The sequence below is a fragment of the Herbaspirillum sp. genome (genome assembly GCF_017744395.1).
Lineage (GTDB): Bacteria > Pseudomonadota > Gammaproteobacteria > Burkholderiales > Burkholderiaceae_D > Herbaspirillum.
Genome location: NZ_JAGIBI010000012.1, coordinates 64,907 through 86,113, shown reverse-complemented (window position 1 = coordinate 86,113; position 21,207 = coordinate 64,907). Strand labels below are relative to the sequence as shown.

Genomic DNA, 21,207 nt, shown 5'->3' with positions numbered 1-21,207 from the left:
CTGATCTACGAAGGCGGCATCGCCAACATGAACTACTCGATCTCGAACAACGCGGAGTACGGCGAATACGTGACCGGCCCGCGCATCATCAACGAAGAGAGCAAGAAGGTCATGAAGCAAGTGCTGACCGACATCCAGACCGGCGAATACGCCAAGAGCTTCATCCTGGAAAACAAGGCCGGCGCGCCGACCCTGCTGTCGCGTCGCCGCATCAACGCCGAGCACCAGATCGAAGTCGTGGGCGAGAAGCTGCGCGCCATGATGCCCTGGATCAAGGCGAACAAGCTGGTGGACCAGACCAAGAACTAAGATCGGTTTAGTCTTTAGGCTGTACAAGGAAAAGGACGCTTCGGCGTCCTTTTCTTTTTCTGCTCCAATAAATATCCCTCGTCATTCCAGCGAAGGCAGGGGGATGAGCCGCTCGGCGCAAGCCCGGCCCGCTTGCTGTAACATCGCCGTTCCCGCTTTGTTCCCCCTTTATTGGAGCGTCACATGCAATTGATCGGCATGCTCGATTCACCCTTCGTACGCCGCGTTGCGATTTCCCTGCAACTGCTTGGCCTGCCGTTCGAGCACCATCCGGTATCGGTGTTTCGCACCTTCGACCAGTTCCTCGGCATCAATCCGGTCGTCAAGGCGCCGACGCTGATTTGCGACGATGGCGAGGTGCTGATGGATTCCACGCTGGTCCTGGAATATGCCGAAGCGCTGTCGGCCTCGGTCTCCGGGCGCAGCCTGGTGCCGTCCGACCTTCCCGGCCTGCAGCGCTCGCTGCGCGTGACCGGTCTGGCCATGGCGGCGTGTGAGAAAAGCGTGCAAATCGTCTACGAACGCGAGCTGCGTCCGGCCGAGAAACTCCACCAGCCATGGCTGGTGCGTGTCTCCGGCCAGTTGCTGGCGGCCTATGATGCGTTGGAAGCGGGCTTTGAAAAACACCCGGCCGTGATTGCCAGCGCCACCATCGACCAAGCGACGCTGACGACGGCGGTGGCCTGGCAATTCACGCAGCAGATGGTGCCGGATACCGTGCCCGTCGCGCGCTACCCGGCGCTGGCGGCATTGTCCGCAGCCGCCGAGCAGCTACCTGAGTTCGCCGCCGCGCCGCATGGCGCGGGTACTTACCGCCAGCCCGGCTGAGGCGCTTATTCCGCCAGCAGCTTCTCGATGTCGGACACCATTTCCTCGGGGCGGGTCTGCGGCGCGTAGCGCTTGTAGACACTGCCGTCCTTGCGCACCAGGAACTTGGTGAAATTCCATTTGATCGCCTTGCTGCCCAGCAGGCCGGGCGCTTCTTTCTTCAGGAACTTGAACAGCGGCGCGGCATTGTCGCCGTTGACGTCGATCTTGGCGAACAGCGGGAAGCTCACGCCGTAGTTCTTCTCGCAGAAGGCGCCGATCTCGTCGGCGTTGCCCGGCTCCTGCGCGCCGAACTGGTTGCAGGGGAAGGCCATCACTTCCAGGCCGCGACCCTTGAACTGGCGGTGGATATGCTCCAGCCCGTTGTATTGCGGGGTGAAGCCGCATTTGCTGGCGGTATTGGCGATCAGCATGACTTTCCCGCGCAGCTGTTCCAGCGGGAATTCGGTGTTGTCGGCCAGCTTCGGCTGGAATTCATAAATGGTTGTCATCGCGGCCCCCTGGGTCTGAGTCTTTGCTGGCTATCATTTTAGCTATAACGGGAAATAATCGGGCGAACGCGCATGGCTGCGGGCCGTTTCCAGCGAAATAAGTTCGCGGTGCACCAGTTCGCCCATGCTGCCTTCCAGCGTCTGCATGCCAATCCCGGTGGCGGTCTGGATCGCGGAATACATCTGCGCGGTCTTGCCTTCCCGGATCAGGTTGCGGATCGCCGGGGTGGAGAGCATGACCTCGTGCGCCGCCACCCGGCCGTTGCCGTCCAGCGTCTTGAGCAGCGTCTGCGAGACCACCGCCTGCAGCGATTCGGCCAGCATGGCGCGCGCGCTTTCCTTGTCGCCGGCGGGGAACACGTCGACGATGCGGTCCACGGTCTTGGCAGCCGATGCGGTGTGCAGCGTCCCGAATACCAGGTGGCCGGTTTCGGCTGCGGTCAGCGCCAGGCGGATGGTTTCGGCATCGCGCAATTCGCCTACCAGCAAGACGTCGGGATCCTCGCGCAGCGCCGCCCGCAGCGCGCTGGCGAAGGAGCGCGTGTGCTGCCCGACCTCGCGCTGACTGACCAGCGAGCGGCGCGGTTCGTGGATGAACTCGATCGGGTCTTCGATGGTGAGGATATGGGCGGCGCGCTGCTCGTTGATGTGGTTGACCATGGCCGCCAGCGTGGTGCTTTTGCCCGAGCCGGTGGGGCCGGCCACCAGCACCAGCCCGCGCGGGCGCGAGGCCAGTTCGGCGCAGATGGCCGGCGCGCCGATGCCGTCGAGCGTGGGAACCTGCTGCGGGATATGGCGGATCGCGATGGCCGTGCCGCGCTGTTGCCGGAAGGCGTTGATGCGGAAGCGCCCCAGCGCCTGGTGCTGGAACGAGAAGTCGCATTCCAGGTGTTCGGCATAGGCGCGCCGCTGCTCATCGTTCATCACCGACAGCAGCATGGCTTGCAGCGTCTCGTCGGACAGGGGGCTGAGGTTGATGCGGCGGATGTCGCCATGCACGCGCAGCATGGGCGGCAAACCGGCCGACAGGTGCAGGTCGGATGCCTGGTTTCTGACGCCAAATGCCAGTAGTCCGGCAATGTCCATTTATAATCCTTGCAAGGAAATCACTAAGCCATCTATTTATATTCCCCGCAGCCGAGCCCCTCCCGGCACCGGATTATGTCGTCAATCGCCAAAAACTTGCAACACGTGCAACACCAGATCGCGTCGGCCGCCGAACGGGCGGGCCGCTCCCCGTCATCGGTACGATTGCTCGCCGTCTCCAAGACCTTCGGCGCCGATGCGGTGATGGCGGCGGTGCAGGCGGGGCAGCGGGCATTCGGGGAAAATTATTTGCAGGAAGCGCTGGAAAAGATCGCCGCGATGCAATCGCTGGCGCCGGCGGCCGGGTTGCAGTGGCACTTCATCGGGCCGATCCAGAGCAACAAGACCCGCCCCATCGCCGAGAGCTTCGACTGGGTCCATTCGGTGGACCGCGAGAAGATCGCCCGCCGGCTGTCGGAACAGCGCCCGCCGGAACTGGGGCCGCTCAATATCTGTCTGCAGGTGAACATCAGCGGCGAAGCGAGCAAAAGCGGGCTGGCGCCGGAGGAATTGCCCGGCGTCGCGGCGCAGGTGGCGGCATTGCCCAACCTGGCGCTGCGCGGCCTGATGGCGATCCCCGAACCGACCGACGATGTGGCGCGTCAGCGCGCGGCGTTCGCGGCGGTGCGAGGTTTGTACGAGTCGCTGCGCGCCGGCGGCTTGCCGCTGGACACGCTGTCAATGGGCATGTCGGCGGACCTGGAGGCGGCTGTGGTCGAAGGGGCGACCATCGTGCGGATCGGCAGCGCCATCTTTGGCGCGCGCAATTACGGGTAAGGAATATTCCGGCGTCGCCCAGGCGGCGCCTCTTTTATTGAGATCATCGAGAACAGCGCCCCGGAGCGGTTTTCCGGGCGCAACACAAGGAGCGAAAATGAAGATAGCGTTTATCGGCGGCGGCAACATGGCGACCGCCTTGATCGGCGGACTGGTCGGCAAGGTGGCGGAGCCGCAGAACATCCACGTGGTCGACCCCAATGCCGATTCGCTGCTGGCGCTGCAAAACAAGTTCGGCATCACGACCGCCACCGCCATCGACGGCACGCTGGCCTCCAGCGACGTGATCGTGCTGGCGGTCAAGCCGCAACAGATCCGCGACGTGATGGCCGCGGTGAAGCCGCTGATCGGCGCGCAGCTGGTGCTGAGCATTGCCGCCGGCATCCGCATCGCCGACATTTCGCGCTGGCTGGACGGCCACCAGGCGGTGGTGCGCGCCATGCCCAACACGCCGGCGCTGATCGGCCGCGGCATCGCCGGCATGGCGGCCGGCAACGGGGTCTCGACCCTGCAGCGCGCCCAGGCCGATTCCATCCTCAAGGCGGTCGGCGAGACGGTGTGGGTGTCGTCCGAAGAACAGCTCGACGCGGTGACCGCCATTTCCGGCAGCGGCCCGGCCTACGTCTTCTATTTCCTCGAAGCGATGGAGAAGGCGGCGGTGGAACTGGGACTGTCGTCGGCCGAGGGCCTGCAACTGGCCAAGGCCACGTTCGACGGCGCCACCGAGCTGGCGCGCCGTTCCGAAGATCCGGTCGCCACGCTGCGCGATCGCGTCACCTCTAAGGGCGGCACCACTTACGCGGCGCTGGTCTCGATGGAGCAGTCCGGCGTCAAGGATGCCATCGTCACCGCGCTCAAGGCCGCGGCCACCCGCAGCAAGGAGCTGGGCGACGAATTCGGCAAGGACTGATGAAGAGGATTGCAAGCATCGTCGCGGCGCTCCTGTTGGCAGGGTGCGCCTCGACAGCCGACAACGACGGTTATTACACCGTGCGCCGCGGCGACACTCTCTATAGCATCGGCCGCGATTTCGACCAGAGCCCGTCCAACCTGGCAGCCTGGAACCGCCTGCGCAATCCGAACGACCTGGAGGTCGGCCAGCGCATCCTGGTGCGCCCGCCTACCGGCATCGTGGCGCGTACCGGCGCCGGGCAGGGCAGCCGCGGCGCAGCGCCGACTCCGGCTCCGGCACGCAAGGCGGCGCCGGCCGCCAAGCCTGCGGCCAAGGGGGGCGACGATGACGCCCCGGCGCCCGCCGACGCCAAGCTGGACTGGATGTGGCCCACGCAGGGCAAGTCGGCGCCCAGCGGCGACAGCTACAAGAAGGGTATCGACATCGCCGGCAGCGACGGCCAGCCAGTCGTGGCTGCGGCCGCCGGCAAGGTGACTTATGCCGGCCATGGCATCCGCGGCTACGGCAACATGGTGATCATCAAGCATACGCCGGCGCTGTTGTCGGTCTATGCGCACAACAAGAGCATCGCGGTCAAGGAAGGGCAGATGGTCACGCGCGGCCAGCAGATTGCCGCGATGGGCAACAGCGATACCAGCCGCGTGAAACTGTATTTTGAAATCCGCCGCAACGGCAAGCCGGTCAATGTGATGGCCTTGCTGCCGCCGCGCTGAACCGTTCGGGAACTGTCATGGCAAGGCTTGAAGATATCGTCAGGAAACAGAAGGCGGGGGCTACTTTTGTCATCAGCGCCCAGATGCTGCATATGAGTCCGCGGGAGTTTGATGCGTTGGCCCAGGTTTGGGATGACGAGGGGGGGCCTGGGTTCAATGTGGCGGGGGTGCCGTTTCGGGTGGTGGTGGATGGGGAGTTTGTTATCAGTCGGGTTACTGTGATTCGGACTACTGCGGAGGTTTGATTTCTTTGGGTAGTCTGGTCTTGCTGCGTTCTGATGCACTGGCTTTATTGCTTGGTCTCTCCGGCCGGAGGTGAGCGCCGGGGGCGGCCCGGCAGCCGCTCACTTTTCTTGTCTCGCCAAGAAAAGTAAGCAAAAGAAGGTTGGAGCACTGCTCCAACAAGGCTACTAACCAGCCCCTTCGGGGTTCCCGCATTCCAGCGGCTGGTCAGAAGCGGACTTCTTATCCGGCTCGCCTTCGGCCTTGCGGTACTTTCCCTCGCCTGCGGCATCGATGCGGTGGCTCGCTATCTTCTATCGCCGTCATCCTGACGAAGGTCAGGATCCAGCGTCGTTTGCCGTTTGGTTCAATCCTTGCGCTGCAACCGATACACCACCGTATCCAGCGCCTTCAACCCACGCTCGATGAACTTGGGCTCCTTGTCCAGGATGTCGCGGCGGTCGATCGCCTGCGCCGCCGTATGCGGCGCGTAGATCTCCAGCACTTCCTTTTCCAGCACCGAGAACGGCGGCCCGTCCATCTGCTCCTGGGCATATTCCAGCGTGATCAGGATGCTGCGCGCACCGGCCGGCAGGCGGCCGTAGACTTGCTCTGCGTAACGCGCACGCATTTCCGGCGGCAGGGCGATCAGCGCGGCGCGGTCGTAGGCGCCGGTGCAGCCGGCCAGGGTGGCGTCGTCGAGGTTGAAGATGTCGCCGCAGATGATTTCGATATCGCCGGCCGTGTAGTGCATCCCTTGCGCCGATTCACGCACCTGCGGCGCGAGCCGGTTTTCGTTGAAGAACTGTTCTACGGCCAGCTGCGACAGTTCCACGCCCAGTACCTTGTGGCCTTGCCCGGCCAGCCACAGCATGTCCAGCGACTTGCCGCATAACGGCGCCAGCACCGTGCTGCCGGCCGGCAGTTCCAGCGAGGGCCAGTACTTCTGCAGCAGCGGCGTCACGCGCTGCTGGTGAAAATGGGTGCGTCCCTCGCGCCAGCGCTCCAGCCAGAATTCCGCTTCCATCGTGTCTCCTCTTGATCGTGATCCTGTGCGCCGTCAGCGCAACAGGTAATCCAGCGCTACGCCGGCGAAGATCGCCGCGCCCAGCCAGTTGTTGTTGTTGAAGGCCGCGAAGCAGCGCATGCGGTCGCGGCCGCGGATCAGCGTGTAGTGGTAGACGGCGAAGCCGCAGGCGACCAGCATGCCGGCCGAGAACCACAGGCCCAGGCCGTATTGCAGGCCCACGGCCCAGATCAGCGCCAGCGCGGCCGCGTAGCACAGCATCACCGCCAGCACGTCGTGGCGGCCGAAGGTGATGGCGGAGGTCTTGATGCCGATCTTGAGGTCGTCGTCGCGGTCGACCATCGCGTATTCGGTGTCGTAGGCGACGGCCCAGAAGATATTGGCCACCAGCAGCACCCAGGCCGCCGGCGGCACCGTGCCGGTGACCGAGGCGAAGCCCATCGGGATGCCGAAGCCGAACGCGATGCCGAGATAGGCCTGCGGGATCGCGAAGAAGCGCTTGAAGTAGGGATAGGTGGTGGCGATGATCACCGCCGCCACCGACAATTGCTTGGTCAGCGCGTTCAGCGGCAGGATCAGCAGGAACGACACCACCGCCAGCACGCCGGCCACCATCAGCGCTTCCCACGACTTGATCTTGCCGGAGGTCAGCGGGCGCTGTTCGGTGCGCTTGACGAAGCGGTCGAAGTCGCGGTCGGCGTAGTCGTTGATGGCGCAGCCGGCCGAACGCATCAGCGCGGTGCCGACGATATAGATGGCCAGCACGCCCGGCGTCGGGACGCCGCCCGAGGCCAGCCACAGGGCGATCAGCGTGGGCCACAGCAGCAGCAGGATTCCGATGGGTTTGTGCGCGCGCACCAGAAGCGCGTAAAGCTTGAGCCTGTTCATGCCGGGTCCGGAAAAGCGAAAGCCGCATTATAATTCGCCGCCGCGCGGCTTGCCGCTGGCCTTATGTGCCTGTTTTCATGTGACATTTGTTCAATCTCGCGGTGCTATTTTGAACAAGTTGTGGCGTCCGGACGGCCCGTCGTTGCAGTGCGATGCCATTTGGCCATGCTCTGCTGCACAGCGGCATAGGTTTTCTTTGCGCGCAGCCTTCGGTGCCGTTAATGTAACGCGGCTGTCACGGTGCATTGTTAGCATCAATACCCCTTTTTTCCGGAGTCTCCGATGAATGTAAAACAACTGGTCGCGGCCGGCATGCTGGCGACGATTGCATCTTCCTCCTATGCCGCCACTGAAATCTCCTGGTGGCATTCGATGACCGGCGCCCTGGGCGAGCGCGTCAATGCCCTGGCCGACGATTTCAACAAGAGCCAGTCCGACTACAAGGTGGTCCCGGTCTACAAGGGCACCTACGACGAGTCGATGGCCGCCGCCATCGCCGCCTACCGCGCCGGCAACGCGCCCGACATCCTGCAGGTGTTCGAAGTGGGCACCGCCACCATGATCTACGCCAAGGGCGCGGTCAAGCCGGTGTATGAAGTCATGCACCAGGCCGGCGAGAAGTTCGACCAGAACGCTTACGTGCCGGCCATCGGCGGCTACTACTCGACGCCCAAGGGCATGATGTCCTTCCCGTTCAACAGCTCCACCACCATCATGTTCTACAACAAGGACATGTTCGCCAAGGCCGGCCTGAATCCCGAGAAGCCGCCCGCCACCTGGCAGGAGTTCGTCGGCATGGCCGCCAAGATCAAGGCCAGCGGCGCATCGTGCGCATACACCACGACCTGGCAATCCTGGGTGCATTTGGAATCGTTTTCAACGTGGCACAACGTCGAGCTGGCGTCCAAGAGCAACGGCTTCGGCGGCCTCGATGCGCGCCTGAAGCTGAACAGCCCGCTGCACGTGCGCCATATCGAAAACCTGGCGAACTGGGCCAAGCAGGGCTACTTCACCTATGCCGGCCGCAAGGATGAAGCCAACGCCAAGTTCAATGCCGGCGAGTGCGCGATGATCACCGGTTCTTCCTCGGCCTATGCCGATATCCGCAAGAACGCCAAGTTCAAGTTCGGCGTCGCTCCGCTGCCGTACTACAACGACGTGCCGGGCGCGCCGCAGAACACCGTCATCGGCGGCGCTTCGCTGTGGGTGATGAACGGCAAGAAGGCCGACGAGTACAAGGGCGTGGCCAAGTTCTTCTCCTATCTCTCCAAGCCGGAAGTGGCGGCCAAGTGGCACCAGGACAGCGGCTACCTGCCGGTCACCAAGGCGGCCTACGAGCTGACCAAGCAATCCGGTTTCTATGAGCGCAATCCCGGCACCGACGTCGCGGTCAAGCAGATGATCGTCAAGACCACCGAGAAGTCGCGCGGCCTGCGCCTGGGCAACTACGCGCAGGTGCGTATCGTGTTCGACGAGGAACTGGAAAACGTCTGGACCGGCAAGAAGACCCCGAAGGATGCGCTGGATTCGGCCGTCAAGCGCGGCGACGAATTGCTGGCGCGCTTCGAGAAAGCCAACAAGGGCGCCCAGTAACATCGGTACCCGGTAGTGCCGTCGGCCGCGCCATTCGCATCGTTTGATGGGAGGCGCGGCCGATGGATTTTCCTGAAACTTCTTTTTTGGCCTGAGCGAACGTGGAAAAACGCGCGCGATTCAAATCCAAGTGGCTGCCGTATCTGCTGGTCGCACCGCAGATCCTGATCACTTTGCTGTTCTTTTTCTGGCCTGCGATCCAGGCGCTGTACCAGTCCGTGCTGCTGGAAGACGCTTTCGGCGGCTATTCCGAATTCGTCTGGCTGGACAATTTCGCCGCCCTGTTCGGCGATCCGACCTATCTCGAATCGTTCCGCACCACCGCGGTGTTTTCCCTGCTGGTGGCCTTCTCCGGCATGGCGATTTCGCTGCTGCTGGCGGTGTTCGCCGACCGCGTCACCAAGGGCGCGTCGATCTACAAGACCTTCCTGATCTGGCCGTATGCGGTGTCGCCGGTGGTGGTGGGCGTGCTGTGGATGTTCCTGCTGAGCCCGTCGCTGGGCGTGCTGTCGCACCTGCTGGGCAAGCTCGGCATCGGCTGGGACTACATGGTCAACGGCCGCCACGCGATGATCCTGATCGTGATCGCCGCCGTGTGGAAGCAGATCAGCTACAACTTCCTGTTCTTCCTGGCCGGCCTGCAATCGATTCCCAAGTCGCTGATCGAAGCCGCCGCCATCGACGGCGCCGGCCCGGTCAAGCGCTTCTTCACCATCGTGTTCCCGCTGATCTCGCCGACCACCTTCTTCCTGCTGGTGGTCAACGTGGTCTATGCCTTCTTCGACACCTTTGTCATCGTCGACGCCACCACCCACGGCGGCCCCGGCAAGGACACCGAGATCCTGGTCTACAAGGTGTTCTCGGACGGCTTCAAGGGCGGCGACCTGGGCAGCTCGGCGGCGCAGTCGGTGGTGCTGATGGCACTGGTCATCCTGCTGACCGTGGTGCAATTCAAATACGTTGAAAAGAAGGTCCAATACGCATGATCGAGAGACGTCCCATCCTTGATGCGATCGGCCACCTGGTGCTGATCCTTGGCGTGCTGGCGGTGGTGTTCCCGCTGTACGTCGCCTTCGTCGCCAGTACCCAGACCGCCGAGCAGTCGGCCATGTCGCCGCTGTCGCTGGTGCCTGGCGGCGAATTGTTCAACAACTACAGCACCGTGCTGTTCAAGGGCGCTTCCGGCCAGGTGGTGGCGCCGCCGGTGATCAACATGCTGTGGGTCAGCCTGGTGACGGCGCTGGTGATTGCCGTGGGCAAGATCGCCATCTCCATGCTGTCGGCCTTCGCCCTGGTGTATTTCCGCTTCCCCGGCCGCAACCTGTTCTTCTGGATGATCTTCGTCACCCTGATGCTGCCGGTGGAAGTGCGCATCACGCCGACCTACCAGGTGGTGTCCAACTTCGGCATGCTCAACAGCTACGCCGGCCTGACGATCCCGCTGATCGCCTCGGCTACCGCCACCTTCCTGTTCCGCCAGTTCTTCCTGACCGTGCCCGACGAGCTGGCCGAGGCCGCCCGCATCGACGGCGCCGGGCCGCTGCGCTTCCTCAAGGACGTGCTGTGGCCGTTGTCGCGCACCAACGTGATCGCGCTGTTCGTGATCATGTTCATCTACGGCTGGAACCAGTACCTGTGGCCGCTGATGATCGCCACCCAGCAGGACATGTACCCGATCGGCATCGGCATCAAGACCCTGATCTCCGGCGGCGATTCGGCCGTCGAGTGGAACATGGTGATGGCCACCATGATGCTGGCCATGCTGCCGCCCGGACTGATCGTGGTGGTGATGCAGAAATGGTTCGTCAAGGGCCTGGTCGATTCCGAAAAATAAATCTTTAGGCATTTAGGCAGAGCGAATATGGCAGCAATCCATCTCAAGCAAGTCCGCAAGACCTACGGCAAGGGCGGCAAGGCGGTCGACGTCATCCACGGCATCGACGCCGAGATTGCCGACGGCGAGTTCATCGTCATGGTCGGCCCCTCCGGCTGCGGCAAGTCCACGCTGCTGCGCATGGTGGCGGGCCTGGAAGAAGTCAGCGGCGGCCAGATCGTGATCGGCGAGCGCGTGGTCAACGACCTGGAACCCAAGGAGCGCGACATCGCCATGGTGTTCCAGAACTACGCGCTGTATCCGCACATGAGCGTGTATGAAAACATGGCCTACGGCCTGAAGATCGCCGGCCTGACCAAGGCGGAGATCGACGAGCGCGTGCAGCGCGCGGCGGGTATCCTGGAACTGGGCGCCTTGCTGGAGCGCACGCCGCGCCAGCTTTCCGGCGGCCAGCGCCAACGCGTGGCGATGGGGCGCGCCATCGTGCGCAAGCCGGCGGTGTTCTTGTTCGACGAACCGCTGTCCAACCTCGACGCCAAGCTGCGCGTGCAGATGCGCCTGGAGATCCAGAAGCTGCACGCCAACCTGCGCACCACCAGCCTGTACGTGACGCACGACCAGGTCGAGGCGATGACGCTGGGCCAGCGCATGATCGTGATGAACCGCGGCGTGGCCGAGCAGATCGGCACCCCGGCCGAAGTCTATGCGCGCCCGGCGACCACCTTCGTGGCCGGCTTCATCGGCTCGCCGCCGATGAACCTGCTGCGCGGCAAGCTGTCGGCCGACGGTGCGGCGTTCGAAGCCGAACAAGGCGGCGAGCGCGGCACGATCCGCCTGCCGCAGCCGGTGGCCGCGGCGGCGGGGCAAGAGCGCATCTGGGGCGTGCGCCCCGAGCACCTGCTGCCGGTGCTGGACGGCTCGCCCGCGCAGCTGGCGCTGGATGTGGAACTGGTCGAGGCGCTGGGCGCCGAGCTGCTGGTGCATGCGCGCTGCGGCGGGCAGTCGCTGGTGCTGCGCTGCCCGGCCAACATCCAGGTGGCGACCGGCCAGCGAATCGGCGCCACGTTCGGCGCGGCGGATGTGCACTGGTTCGATGCGCAGACCACGCATCGTCTCTAAGCACGTAGCGGAAAGTAAAAAGCCTCGCAATGCAAATTGCGAGGCTTTTCTTATTCAGGACCGGGGATGTGCTCCTGTTCCCCTAGCCGGTCGGCATGCAGCGCGTGCGTAGCGCACGGTCCGGGTCTTGTTGCGGCCACCAGCCATCGGCCTGCTCCTGCCCGGCCTTGCGCAAGGCCTGGCGCACTTCGGCGGCGGGCTCCAGGTCCAGGCGCATGCCGTGTTCGGACATGCGCGCGTAATTTTCCTGGATGCGGTTCTTGACGATCGACCAGCTCTCCTGCTCGGTCGCCTGGGCGGCTCGCGTCAGCGCGGCTTGCTGTTGCGGCGTCAGGCGGTTCCAGGTCTCGAGGTTGACCACCGTGTAGCTCAGCGGAATGGCGTAGCTGATGGCGGTGAAGTGGCCCAGGTGGTCCCACAGCCGGTTGCCCGCGCCGCCGTCGCCGGACGAGAGCGCCGCGTTCAGTTCCCCCGAGGCCAGCTTGGCGACGAGCGCCGAAAACGGCAGGTTGGCGCTGCGCGCGCCGACGCGCTGGAAGACGCCGCGGCTGTTGTCGTCATAGGTACGGATATCGAGGGCCTTGAGCGCGGCGATGTCGGCCACCGGCCGGGCCGACCAGATGCCGGAGGGCGGCCACGGGGTGGCATACAGCAGGCGCAGGTTCAGCGCCGCCAAGTGGCGTTCCAGTTCCGGTCGGGTACAGGTGAACAGCGCCTGCGCCTGTTCGAATCCGTCCACCAGGAAGGGCAGGGAAGAAAGCAGGAAAAACGGATCGCTGCCGCCCAGGATGCCGGCGAACAGCGTGCCGATCTCGGCCCGGCCTTCGCTGACCGCGGCGACCTGGTCACGGCCTTTGTAAGGATTGGCGGCTTCCTGCAGCGTCGTGACGGCGACTTCGCCGTTCGACATCCGGGCCGTACTGGCGGCGAACCGCAGGTCGGCGCTAGCGGTGATGGAAGCGGCAGGGTATTCGTTGATCAGGCGCAGGTTGGCGGCCTGCGCCAGCACCGAAGCTGCCGGCAGCAGGGAAATGGCGGCGGCGCAGGCCATTCGGCGCAATAGCAATATTGAGGATGCGGTATCGGACATGCTCTCTCCCCCGTTGCCGGCGTGATTGATGGCATTACTGCGATCCGGCGCCTGCGCGCGTACGGCCCTGCCAGGCGTGGTGCGGTCAGCTTTCGGCCAGTTCCGGCTCGCGCAGCATTTCCACGCCGTTCAGGTTGCAGGCGAACACCGCCTTCTGCACGGCATCGATCGCCGCCTGGCGGGTGAAGCTCTTGCGCCAGGCGATCACCACGCGGCGCGACGGCGCCGGGGCGATGAAGGGGACGTAGCGCACCATGCCGTCGCGCGCGTTGAGGTCGCTGATCGAGGCCTTGGGCAATACGGTGATGCCGATGCCCGACGACACCATATGGCGGATCGTCTCCAGCGACGAGCCCTCGAAGGTGCGGGCGATGCCGTCGCCGTTGGTCGAGAAGCGCGACATCTCGGGGCAGACTTCCAGCACCTGGTCGCGGAAGCAGTGGCCGTTGCCCAGCAACAGCATGGTTTCGTTCTTGAGGTCGCGCGCGTCGATTTCCTTGCGGTCGGCCCATTTGTGGTGGCGCGGCAGGGCCACCATGAACTCCTCGTCGTACAGCGGCAGCACGTTCAGGCCGTGGTCGGGGAAGGGCAGGGCCATGATGGCCGCATCCAGTTCGCCCTGGCGCAGCAGCTCGATCAGGCGAGTGGTGAAATTTTCCTGCAGGATCAGCGGCATCTGCGGCACGGTCTCGATCATGGTCTTGACCAGCGAGGGCAGCAGGTAGGGGCCGATGGTGTAGATGATGCCCAGGCGCAGCGGGCCCGACAGCGGGTCCTTGTTCTGGTTGGCGATTTCCTTGATGGCCGCGGTCTGCTCCAGCACCCGTTCGGCCTGCGCCACGATCTGCGCGCCCAGCGGCGTGACCGAGACTTCGGTGCCGCCGCGTTCGAAGATCACCACGCCCAGTTCGTCTTCCAGTTTCTTGATGGCGACCGACAGCGTGGGCTGGGCCACGAAACAGGCTTCCGCCGCGTGGCCGAAGTGCTTTTCGCGGGCGACCGCCACGATGTATTTGAGTTCTGTGAGTGTCATGCTGATAGGGCCAAATCCGATTTCAAGGACTATAGCGTATTTTTGAAATGGAGGCTCCGCGCCGCTTTGGCGGGCGCTGTCACGGCTTGGTCACAAAGGGCATGTATGTTGTCACGCACTTTTGGATGGGCGGGAATGCCCGCCGGCGCGTCAATCTTGCTCAAGGGAAATTCATGGATAACGAAGAACTGGTCAAGCGCATTCACCGCGAACTGGCCGACAGCTATGACGAAGAGATGGAGCTGGAGATCGAAGACCGCACCGTCGATCCGGTGACCGGCGAGATTGCCAGCGCGCACGGCGACGCCGAGAAGGAGTACCGCCGCCTGTATTTCCGCGAACTGTTCCGCCTGCAGGGCGAGCTGGTCAAGCTGCAGGACTGGGTGGTGAAGACCGGACACAAGGTGGTGATCGTGTTCGAAGGCCGCGACGCGGCCGGCAAGGGCGGCGTGATCAAGCGCATCACCCAGCGCCTGAATCCGCGCGTGGCGCGCGTGGCCGCGCTGCCGGCGCCCAACGACCGCGAACGCACCCAATGGTATTTCCAACGCTATGTGTCGCACCTGCCGGCAGCCGGCGAGATGGTGCTGTTCGACCGCAGCTGGTACAACCGCGCCGGCGTCGAGCGCGTCATGGGCTTTTGCAGCGACGAGCAGTACGAGGAATTCTTCCGCTCGGTGCCTGAGTTCGAGCGCATGCTCACCCGCGCCGGCATCCAGGTGATCAAGTACTGGTTCTCCATTACCGACGACGAACAGCACCTGCGCTTTCTTTCACGCATCCACGACCCGCTGAAGCAGTGGAAGTTGAGTCCGATGGACCTGGAGTCGCGCCGCCGCTGGGAGGAATACACCAAGGCCAAGGAAGTGATGCTGGAGCGCACCCACATTCCCGAGGCGCCGTGGTGGGTGGTGCAGGCGGTGGACAAGAAAAAGGCGCGCCTGAATTGCATCGAGCACCTACTGCGGCAGATGCCGTACCAGGAAGTGCCGCATCCGCCGGTGATACTGCCGGAACGCGAGCGCCACGAGGACTACGAGCGCCACCCGGTGCCGGATAGCATGATGGTGCCGGAGTACTACTGAGCCGGCGCGCAAACAAAAATGGCCGGTGCATCGCACCGGCCATTTTCATTCGTGGCTGCTGAGGCTGCTGAAAAACGGATCAGCCGAAATGCTTCTCGATGATTTCCCCGAACGCCTGTTCGGCGGACATGCCTTTGAGCATCAGCGCGCTGATGTCGTCCGAATACTGGTTGATCCCTTCCGGCAGCATGTCGCGGTTGGCCTTGAAGTAGGCGTACTTCTCGCCGTCGATGGCTTCGCGGGCGCGCGCCGCCGCAGTCGTCGGGCGGGCGGTGCCGGTGCTGCGGGCCGAGGCCGCGCGTGCCGCGCGCGGGATGCTGCTGCGCACGCCGCTGCCGCCGGTGGCTATGATGCGCTTGATCTGGTCCATCGTGAAGATGGGGGTGACGTTGCCCGCGCCGAATTCCTCGTCATCGGGACGATGCAGGTGGTGGTTGCCGTCGAAAGCCATCTTCTTGTCGAAGCTGTTGATGACTTCGTAGTGCGGCTTTTGCACCGAGCCGAACATGGAGAAATGGACACGGTCGCCATAGGCGGTCATCTGCCCGACGACGCCGTTGAGGAACTCGGGCTTGATGGCCTCGACGTTGCCGTGCCAGCGCTTGGTTTTGCTTGAACTCAAAATAAATCTTCCAATGAACCATGCGCGTCCTTGTACCGATGAGGTCATGCGGCAATCGCCGGCAAGGTCGCGCAAAATAAAAAAAGCGGGGATCGAGACAATATTATCCTCCTCTGTTCGTCATCTTGCATGCTCATCGTCGATTTTTTCTGCGCGGCGGGTTCGGGAAATCGCCCGCAAAGCCAGGTCCGATATGGATTTTCGGGTATTTGGATGGCTGCGATTGAAAACCCGCCATCAAGCCGCCATATCGCTATTTCGATGCAAGCATTTAATCGCATTTTTCGCCATGCCGGCCTGGGGCCGGGCTTCGGCTTATCCTCCCAACAACAAGAAAGTCCCCATGCGCCGCACCTATTTCGGAGTCATCGTCTTTCTCGGCATCCTCGCCGCCCTGCATGCGTGGATAGGCTGGCAACTATTGCCGGCGCTGACCGCCGATGCCGGCTGGATTGCCGCCGGCGCCGCCGTGCTGGCCCTGTCGCTGCTGCTGATGCCGGCCGCCTTGTTCGCGCCCATCCTGAAACGGCGCGGCATGGCCGAAGCCTCCGCCGACCGCCTGGCCTGGGCCGGCATGCTGGCCATGGGCGCATTCTCGTCGGCGCTGCTGCTGACCTTGTTGCGCGCCGTCGGATTGGCGCTGGCGCCGTTGCCGGACTTGTCGGCGATCCATCTGCATGAGTTGCGCGAGACCAGTGCCTGGCTGGTGCTGGCACTGACCGTCGCCGCGACCGCGATCGGTTTTCTCAACGCGCGCCGCACGGCGGCCGTGGTCAAGGTCAGCGTGCCGATCGCCAACCTGCCGTCGCAGCTGGAAGGCTTCACCATCGTGCAGATCAGCGACATCCACGTCGGGCCCACCATCAAGCGTCCTTACCTGCAGGCCATCGTCGACAAGGTCAACGCGCTCGATCCCGACGTGGTGGCCATCACCGGCGACCTGGTCGACGGCAGCGTGCGCCAGCTGGCGCCACATACCGCGCCGCTGTCGCAGCTCAAGGCGCGCCACGGCGCTTACTTCGTCACCGGCAACCATGAGTACTATTCGAACGCGCACGAATGGATAGCGGAGATCAGGCGCCTCGGGCTGACCGTGCTGATGAACGAGCACGTGGTGCTGCGCCATGAAGGCGCCGGGCTGGTGCTGGCCGGCGTGACCGATTTCACCGCCCACCAGTTCGACCCGGCCCACCGCAGTGATCCGCATGCCGCCATCGAGAATGCGCCCGCTGGCAGTCCGCGCATCCTGCTGGCGCACCAGCCGCGCAGCGCGGCGGCCGCCGCCGAGGCCGGCTTCGACCTGCAGCTGTCGGGCCACACCCACGGCGGCCAGTTCTTTCCCTGGAATTTTTTCGTGCCGCTGCAGCAGCCTTATGTGGCGGGCTTGAAGCGCCTGCGCAAGCTATGGGTCTACGTCAGCCGCGGCACCGGCTACTGGGGGCCGCCCAAGCGCCTGCTGGCGCCGTCGGAGATCACGCTGGTGACGCTGACGGCGGCTTGATTTCAGGCCGCCGCCTGTTCCTCATGCCCGCGCGCCAGCCGGCGCAAGGTCTGCGGCGGCTGCCCGAACAGCCGCATGCAGGCGCGCCGCATGCGCTCGGCGTCGCCGAAGCCGGAGGCGCGGGCGATCTGTTCCAGCGAGTCGGAGGATTCCTCGATGCGGATGCGCGCCGCTTCCGCGCGCATCTGCTCGATCGCCTTGGCCGGTGTCTGGCCGGTTTCGGCGGTGAAGGCGCGGTCGAACTGGCGGCGCGAGAGGCAGGCCACTTCGGCCAGCGCATCGACCGTCAAGTCCTGCTGCAAATGTTCGCGCGCGAAGCTCAATGCGCGGCGGATGCGCTCGCTGCCGCCGTCCATTTCCTGCAGCGCCGAGAATTGCGATTGCCCGCCCGGGCGGCGATGGTAGACCACCAGTTCGCGCGCTACCGCACGCGCCAGTTCGGCGCCATGGTCGTCCTCGATCAAGGCCAGCGCCAGGTCGATGCCGGCTGAGATGCCGGCCGAAGTCCATACCGATCCATCGCGCGAATAAATCCTGTCGCTGTCCACCAGCACCTTCGGATGCATCTTCTGCAGCTTGGCGGCCACGCGCCAGTGGGTGGTGGCGCGCTTGCCGTCCAGCACGCCCGCGGCAGCCAGCACGAAGGCGCCGGTGCAGACGCCGGCGATGCGGCGCGAGCGCTTGGCCGCGCGCACGATGTAGCTGCGCAACGCTTCCGACACCAGCCCCTCGCGCGGCGCGCCGCCGCCGGCGACCAGCAGCGTGTCGAATTTGGCATCACCGATGCGTTCGGTCTGGATGAGGGCACCGGCCGAACTGCGGATCAGGCCGCCCGGCTCCGACAGCAGCGACAGGCGGTACAGCGTCTTGCCCGCGACCCGGTTGGCGGCGTCGAATGCCGAGAGCGGGCCGGTGAAGTCGAGCATGCTGCAATCGGCAAAGATCAGGAAGGCGGTGTCGCGGATGGGCATGGGCGTCTCCGGAAGCGAATGGCTTGAAATGCCGGAATTATGACATTTTGGACGCAGATATGCAGCGCACACTGCGCAGGTCGATTTCACCGGAGCCTGTCATGGAACCCACCGCCGCTACCGTCGCCCAAGCGCATATCACCACACCCAACGCCGCCCGCCACCGCTGGAAGGTCCTGGCCGCCGGCGTGGCCGCCAATGCCAGTTTTTCCGCCATCTTTTCCGGCATCCCGGTGACCTCGGTGGTGTTGCGCACGGATTACCAGCTCAGCAATACCCAGCTCGGCCTGGCCTTGGGCCTGCTGAGCCTGGGTGTGGCGCTGGGCGAGCTGCCCTGGGGCGTGCTGACCGACCGCCTGGGCGACCGCAAGGTGCTACTGGCGGGTTTGCTGGGGACGGTGGCGGCGCTGTGGCTGCTGGTGCTGTTCGGGTTGCCGGGGCAGGGCGCCAACACTTACCGTTGGCTGTGCGCCGGGCTGATGCTGGCCGGCTTGCTGGGCGGCAGCGTCAACGGATCGAGCGGGCGCGCGATCATGGGATGGTTTCGCGACGGCGAGCGCGGCCTGGCGATGAGCATCCGCCAGACCGCGGTGCCGCTGGGCGGCGGCATCGGCGCCTTGCTGCTGCCGTCGCTGGCGGCCCATGCCGGCTTCGGCGCGGTCTATGGCGCGCTGATCGCGGGATGCCTGGCCGGCGTCTGGCTGACCTTGCTGTGGCTGCGCGAGCCGCCGCCATCGGCGCAGCCGCAGCAGGCCATCCGGCAGGAACATACCGCAACGCCGGCCTTGCGCAACGGCACAGTCTGGCGTCTGGCGCTGGGCACCGGTTTGCTGTGCGCGCCGCAAGTGGCGCTGATCAGTTTCGGCGGCATCTTCCTGCACGACTTCGGCCATGCCGGCCTGGTGCTGATCAGCGCGGTGATGACGGCCGTGCAAGTCGGCGCCGCGGTGTCGCGCATCGCCAGCGGGCGCTGGACCGATCGTCGCGGCAATCGCCGCGGGTTCCTGCGCGGCTGCGCCTTATTGAGTGCCGGTCTGTTCGCGCTGCTGGGCATGCTGGCCTTATGCGGCGCCGGGCTGGCGCCGCTGGCCTTGTCGCTTGCCGTCGCCGGTATCGCGGTGTCGGCCTGGCACGGCGTGGCCTATACAGAACTGGCGGTGCAGGCCGGGCCGGCGCAGATCGGCACCGCGCTGGGCCTGGGCAATAGCTGCGTATTCACGGTGTTCTTCCTGAGCGCGCAGGCGGTGCCGGCGCTGCTGCAATGGCGGGGTTGGGCCGCCGTCTGGCTGGCGATGGCGGCGGTGGCATTGGCGGTACGGCCGTTATTCCCGGCGCCGGGAAAGCAATGACGGAGGCGTGTTTTTCCGAAAAAGGCCGGTCTTAGACGACCGGTCTAATTTTTCGCTAGAATGTCCGCCATGCGAGAAAATTACGACGAAAACAAGCGGAACATCCTCATGGCCGGGCGCGCGATCATCGCGCAAAAAGGCTTCTCCGGCGTCGGCCTGTCCGAGATCCTGGCGGCGGCCGATATTCCCAAGGGGTCCTTCTATCACTACTTCGGCTCTAAGGAGCGCTACGGTCGCGAGCTCATCGAGCACTACGTCGAAGGCTACCTGGAACTGCTGGGCAAAGTGCTCGGAGACGCCGCCTATGGCGCCAGCGCGCGCGAACGCCTGCTGACCTACTGGGGCTATTGGCTGGAAAGCCAGTGCTGCCAGGAGTTCGAGCAGCGCTGCCTGGTGGTCAAGCTCAGCGCCGAAGTGGCAGACCTGTCCGACGACATGCGCGTGGCCCTGCATGAAGGCACCGGGCGCTTCATCGACCGTATCGCCGATTGCATCGGCGAGGGCATCGCGGACGGTTCGCTGCATACCGTGCTGGAACCGCAGGCCACCGCCACCATGCTCTACCAGCTTTGGCTGGGGGCGAGCCTGCTGTCCAAGCTCAGCCGCGACCGCGCGCCGATGGAAAGCGCGATGCACGTCACCCGCCGGGTGCTGGTTGTGCCGCAGTAGCTTCGCCGTTTTCTCTTGTCTTCCAAGCCCAGTCATTCCAGAAAGGACTCGCCATGAGTGCCAACCATACCGTCAACCGCCGGATCGTCCTCGCTTCGCGCCCCACCGGCGCGCCCACGGCCGCCAATTTCCGCCTCGAAGAAGCCGCCATCCCCGCGCCCGCGGAAGGGCAGGTCCTGCTGCGCGCCGAGTGGCTGTCGCTCGACCCCTACATGCGCGGACGGATGAGCGATGCGCCGTCCTATGCGCCGCCGGTCGAGATCGATGCGGTGATGACCGGAGGTACGGTTTCGCGCGTGGTGGCATCGCGCCATACCGATTTCCATGAGGGCGACCTGGTGATGGCCTACACCGGCTGGCAGGAATACGCGCTCGCCGACGGCAGCGGCCTGACCAAGCTGCCGGCTGGCTTCAGCCATCCTTCGCACGCGCTGGGCGTGCTCGGCATGCCCGGTTATACCGCCTACGCCGGACTGATCGACATCGGCCAGCCGCGTCCCGGCGAAACCGTGGTGGTGGCCGCCGCCACCGGCGCGGTCGGTTCGCTGGTGGGACAGATCGCCAAGATCAAGGGCTGCCGCGTGGTCGGCGTGGCCGGCGGCGCGCAGAAGTGCGAGTACGCGGTCAAGGAACTAGGCTTCGACGCCTGCATCGACCACCGCTCGCCGGATTTCGCCGCGCAGTTGGCCGCTGCCTGCCCCAAGGGCATCGATGTCTATTTCGAGAACGTCGGCGGCGCCGTGTTCGATGCCGTGGTGCCGCTGCTGAACGTGCATGCCCGCGTCCCGGTGTGCGGCCTGATCGCGCATTACAACGGCGGCCAGGTCCAGGCCGATGCCAGCGCGTTGCTGCGGCGCGTGCTGACGCAACGCATCCAGATCCGCGGCTTCATCATTTTCGACTACTACGTCAACCGCCCCGATCTGCTGGCGGCGTTCCACCACGATGTCGGCGGCTGGCTCAAGGAAGGCCGGCTGCGCTACCGCGAGGACGTGGTGCAGGGGCTGGAGAACGCGCCGCAAGCCTTCATCGGCCTGCTGGAAGGCAAGAACTTCGGCAAGCTGGTGGTCAAGCTGGACTGACAATC

The 21,207-nt window shown here is 64.7% G+C and carries 22 protein-coding genes and 1 pseudogene; 15 read left to right on the top strand and 8 right to left on the bottom strand.

The genetic code is table 11. The features are described 5' to 3' along the window. Together J7548_RS20080 and J7548_RS20075 are read left to right on the top strand one after the other, a co-directional pair. Positions 1–309: pseudogene (locus J7548_RS20080) on the top strand (ketol-acid reductoisomerase); the annotation flags it as partial. Between the two features lie 183 nt (positions 310–492). After that, positions 493–1,137, top strand: coding sequence for a glutathione S-transferase family protein (locus J7548_RS20075; protein ID WP_290978113.1), 645 nt, complete (start codon positions 493–495; stop codon positions 1,135–1,137). Between the two features lie 5 nt (positions 1,138–1,142). Here J7548_RS20075 and J7548_RS20070 read toward each other — a convergent pair whose 3' ends face one another. Continuing rightward, a complete protein-coding gene (locus tag J7548_RS20070) occupies positions 1,143–1,628 on the bottom strand; it encodes a glutathione peroxidase (protein ID WP_290978110.1) in 486 nt (161 codons plus the stop codon). 42 nt (positions 1,629–1,670) lie between these two features. Next, positions 1,671–2,714: a type IV pilus twitching motility protein PilT gene (locus J7548_RS20065; protein ID WP_290978108.1), complete on the bottom strand. Its 1,044-nt coding sequence runs from the start codon at positions 2,712–2,714 to the stop codon at positions 1,671–1,673. A 75-nt stretch (positions 2,715–2,789) separates the two neighbouring features. On the opposite strand from J7548_RS20065, the gene J7548_RS20060 reads away from it, so the two are divergent. From J7548_RS20060 to J7548_RS20045, 4 genes are all read left to right on the top strand, one after another. After that, a complete protein-coding gene (locus J7548_RS20060) occupies positions 2,790–3,491 on the top strand; it encodes a YggS family pyridoxal phosphate-dependent enzyme (RefSeq protein ID WP_290978106.1) in 702 nt (233 codons plus the stop codon). Positions 3,492–3,588: 97 nt separating this feature from the next. Further along, complete coding sequence (proC, locus tag J7548_RS20055) at positions 3,589–4,401, top strand: pyrroline-5-carboxylate reductase (RefSeq protein ID WP_290978104.1); 813 nt, start codon at positions 3,589–3,591, stop codon at positions 4,399–4,401. After that, entirely contained in the window at positions 4,401–5,117 is a 717-nt protein-coding gene (locus J7548_RS20050) for a peptidoglycan DD-metalloendopeptidase family protein (protein ID WP_290978102.1), read from the top strand. The genes proC and J7548_RS20050 overlap by 1 nt, the downstream gene beginning before the upstream one ends. Positions 5,118–5,134: 17 nt before the next feature. After that, positions 5,135–5,362: a hypothetical protein gene (locus J7548_RS20045; protein ID WP_290978100.1), complete on the top strand. Its 228-nt coding sequence runs from the start codon at positions 5,135–5,137 to the stop codon at positions 5,360–5,362. 344 nt (positions 5,363–5,706) lie between these two features. Here the strand turns inward: J7548_RS20045 and J7548_RS20040 are convergent, their stop codons facing one another. Then, positions 5,707–6,366, bottom strand: coding sequence for a thiopurine S-methyltransferase (locus tag J7548_RS20040; protein WP_290978098.1), 660 nt, complete (start codon positions 6,364–6,366; stop codon positions 5,707–5,709). Positions 6,367–6,399: 33 nt separating this feature from the next. Further along, positions 6,400–7,254: a 4-hydroxybenzoate octaprenyltransferase gene (gene ubiA / locus J7548_RS20035; RefSeq protein WP_290978096.1), complete on the bottom strand. Its 855-nt coding sequence runs from the start codon at positions 7,252–7,254 to the stop codon at positions 6,400–6,402. 282 nt (positions 7,255–7,536) lie between these two features. On the opposite strand from ubiA, the gene ugpB reads away from it, so the two are divergent. The 4 genes from ugpB (at position 7,537) to J7548_RS20015 (ending at position 11,800) form a co-directional block, all read left to right on the top strand. Continuing rightward, on the top strand, positions 7,537–8,847 hold the full coding sequence (gene ugpB, locus J7548_RS20030) for a sn-glycerol-3-phosphate ABC transporter substrate-binding protein UgpB (RefSeq protein ID WP_290978094.1): 1,311 nt from the start codon (positions 7,537–7,539) through the stop codon (positions 8,845–8,847). 101 nt (positions 8,848–8,948) lie between these two features. Continuing rightward, entirely contained in the window at positions 8,949–9,833 is an 885-nt protein-coding gene (gene ugpA / locus J7548_RS20025) for a sn-glycerol-3-phosphate ABC transporter permease UgpA (protein WP_290978092.1), read from the top strand. After that, complete coding sequence (ugpE, locus tag J7548_RS20020; protein WP_290978090.1) at positions 9,830–10,681, top strand: sn-glycerol-3-phosphate ABC transporter permease UgpE; 852 nt, start codon at positions 9,830–9,832, stop codon at positions 10,679–10,681. Before ugpA ends, ugpE begins: the two co-directional genes overlap by 4 nt. Before the next feature lie 27 nt (positions 10,682–10,708). Beyond that, the gene (locus J7548_RS20015) at positions 10,709–11,800 is read left to right on the top strand and encodes a sn-glycerol-3-phosphate import ATP-binding protein UgpC (protein ID WP_290978088.1); all 1,092 of its coding nucleotides are present in this window, start codon (positions 10,709–10,711) and stop codon (positions 11,798–11,800) included. Positions 11,801–11,882: 82 nt separating this feature from the next. Here J7548_RS20015 and J7548_RS20010 read toward each other — a convergent pair whose 3' ends face one another. Together J7548_RS20010 and J7548_RS20005 are read right to left on the bottom strand one after the other, a co-directional pair. Continuing rightward, positions 11,883–12,890: a TRAP transporter substrate-binding protein gene (locus tag J7548_RS20010; RefSeq protein WP_290978086.1), complete on the bottom strand. Its 1,008-nt coding sequence runs from the start codon at positions 12,888–12,890 to the stop codon at positions 11,883–11,885. Positions 12,891–12,975: 85 nt separating this feature from the next. Next, positions 12,976–13,923, bottom strand: a complete 948-nt coding sequence (locus J7548_RS20005) for a LysR substrate-binding domain-containing protein (protein WP_290978084.1) — start codon at positions 13,921–13,923, stop codon at positions 12,976–12,978. Positions 13,924–14,096: 173 nt separating this feature from the next. On the opposite strand from J7548_RS20005, the gene ppk2 reads away from it, so the two are divergent. Beyond that, positions 14,097–15,008: a polyphosphate kinase 2 gene (gene ppk2, locus J7548_RS20000; RefSeq protein WP_290978082.1), complete on the top strand. Its 912-nt coding sequence runs from the start codon at positions 14,097–14,099 to the stop codon at positions 15,006–15,008. A gap of 79 nt (positions 15,009–15,087) precedes the next feature. Here ppk2 and J7548_RS19995 read toward each other — a convergent pair whose 3' ends face one another. Continuing rightward, positions 15,088–15,630 carry a hypothetical protein gene (locus J7548_RS19995; protein ID WP_290978080.1) on the bottom strand — a complete coding sequence of 181 codons (543 nt, stop codon included), beginning with the start codon at positions 15,628–15,630 and terminating at the stop codon, positions 15,088–15,090. A 343-nt stretch (positions 15,631–15,973) separates the two neighbouring features. On the opposite strand from J7548_RS19995, the gene J7548_RS19990 reads away from it, so the two are divergent. Continuing rightward, a complete protein-coding gene (locus J7548_RS19990; RefSeq protein WP_290978078.1) occupies positions 15,974–17,131 on the top strand; it encodes a metallophosphoesterase in 1,158 nt (385 codons plus the stop codon). A 2-nt stretch (positions 17,132–17,133) separates the two neighbouring features. Here J7548_RS19990 and J7548_RS19985 read toward each other — a convergent pair whose 3' ends face one another. Next, positions 17,134–18,102 carry a GlxA family transcriptional regulator gene (locus tag J7548_RS19985; protein ID WP_290978076.1) on the bottom strand — a complete coding sequence of 323 codons (969 nt, stop codon included), beginning with the start codon at positions 18,100–18,102 and terminating at the stop codon, positions 17,134–17,136. Between the two features lie 101 nt (positions 18,103–18,203). Between J7548_RS19985 and J7548_RS19980 the strand changes: the two genes are divergently transcribed. The 3 genes from J7548_RS19980 to J7548_RS19970 all read left to right on the top strand — a co-directional run bounded on the left by J7548_RS19980 (position 18,204) and on the right by J7548_RS19970 (position 21,202). Further along, complete coding sequence (locus tag J7548_RS19980; protein ID WP_290978074.1) at positions 18,204–19,451, top strand: MFS transporter; 1,248 nt, start codon at positions 18,204–18,206, stop codon at positions 19,449–19,451. Between the two features lie 69 nt (positions 19,452–19,520). Beyond that, positions 19,521–20,120, top strand: coding sequence for a TetR/AcrR family transcriptional regulator (locus tag J7548_RS19975; protein WP_290978072.1), 600 nt, complete (start codon positions 19,521–19,523; stop codon positions 20,118–20,120). Between the two features lie 53 nt (positions 20,121–20,173). Further along, positions 20,174–21,202 (top strand): NADP-dependent oxidoreductase, encoded by a 1,029-nt coding sequence (locus J7548_RS19970; RefSeq protein WP_290978070.1) that lies wholly within the window; start codon positions 20,174–20,176, stop codon positions 21,200–21,202. The last annotated feature ends 5 nt before the right edge of the window (positions 21,203–21,207 follow it).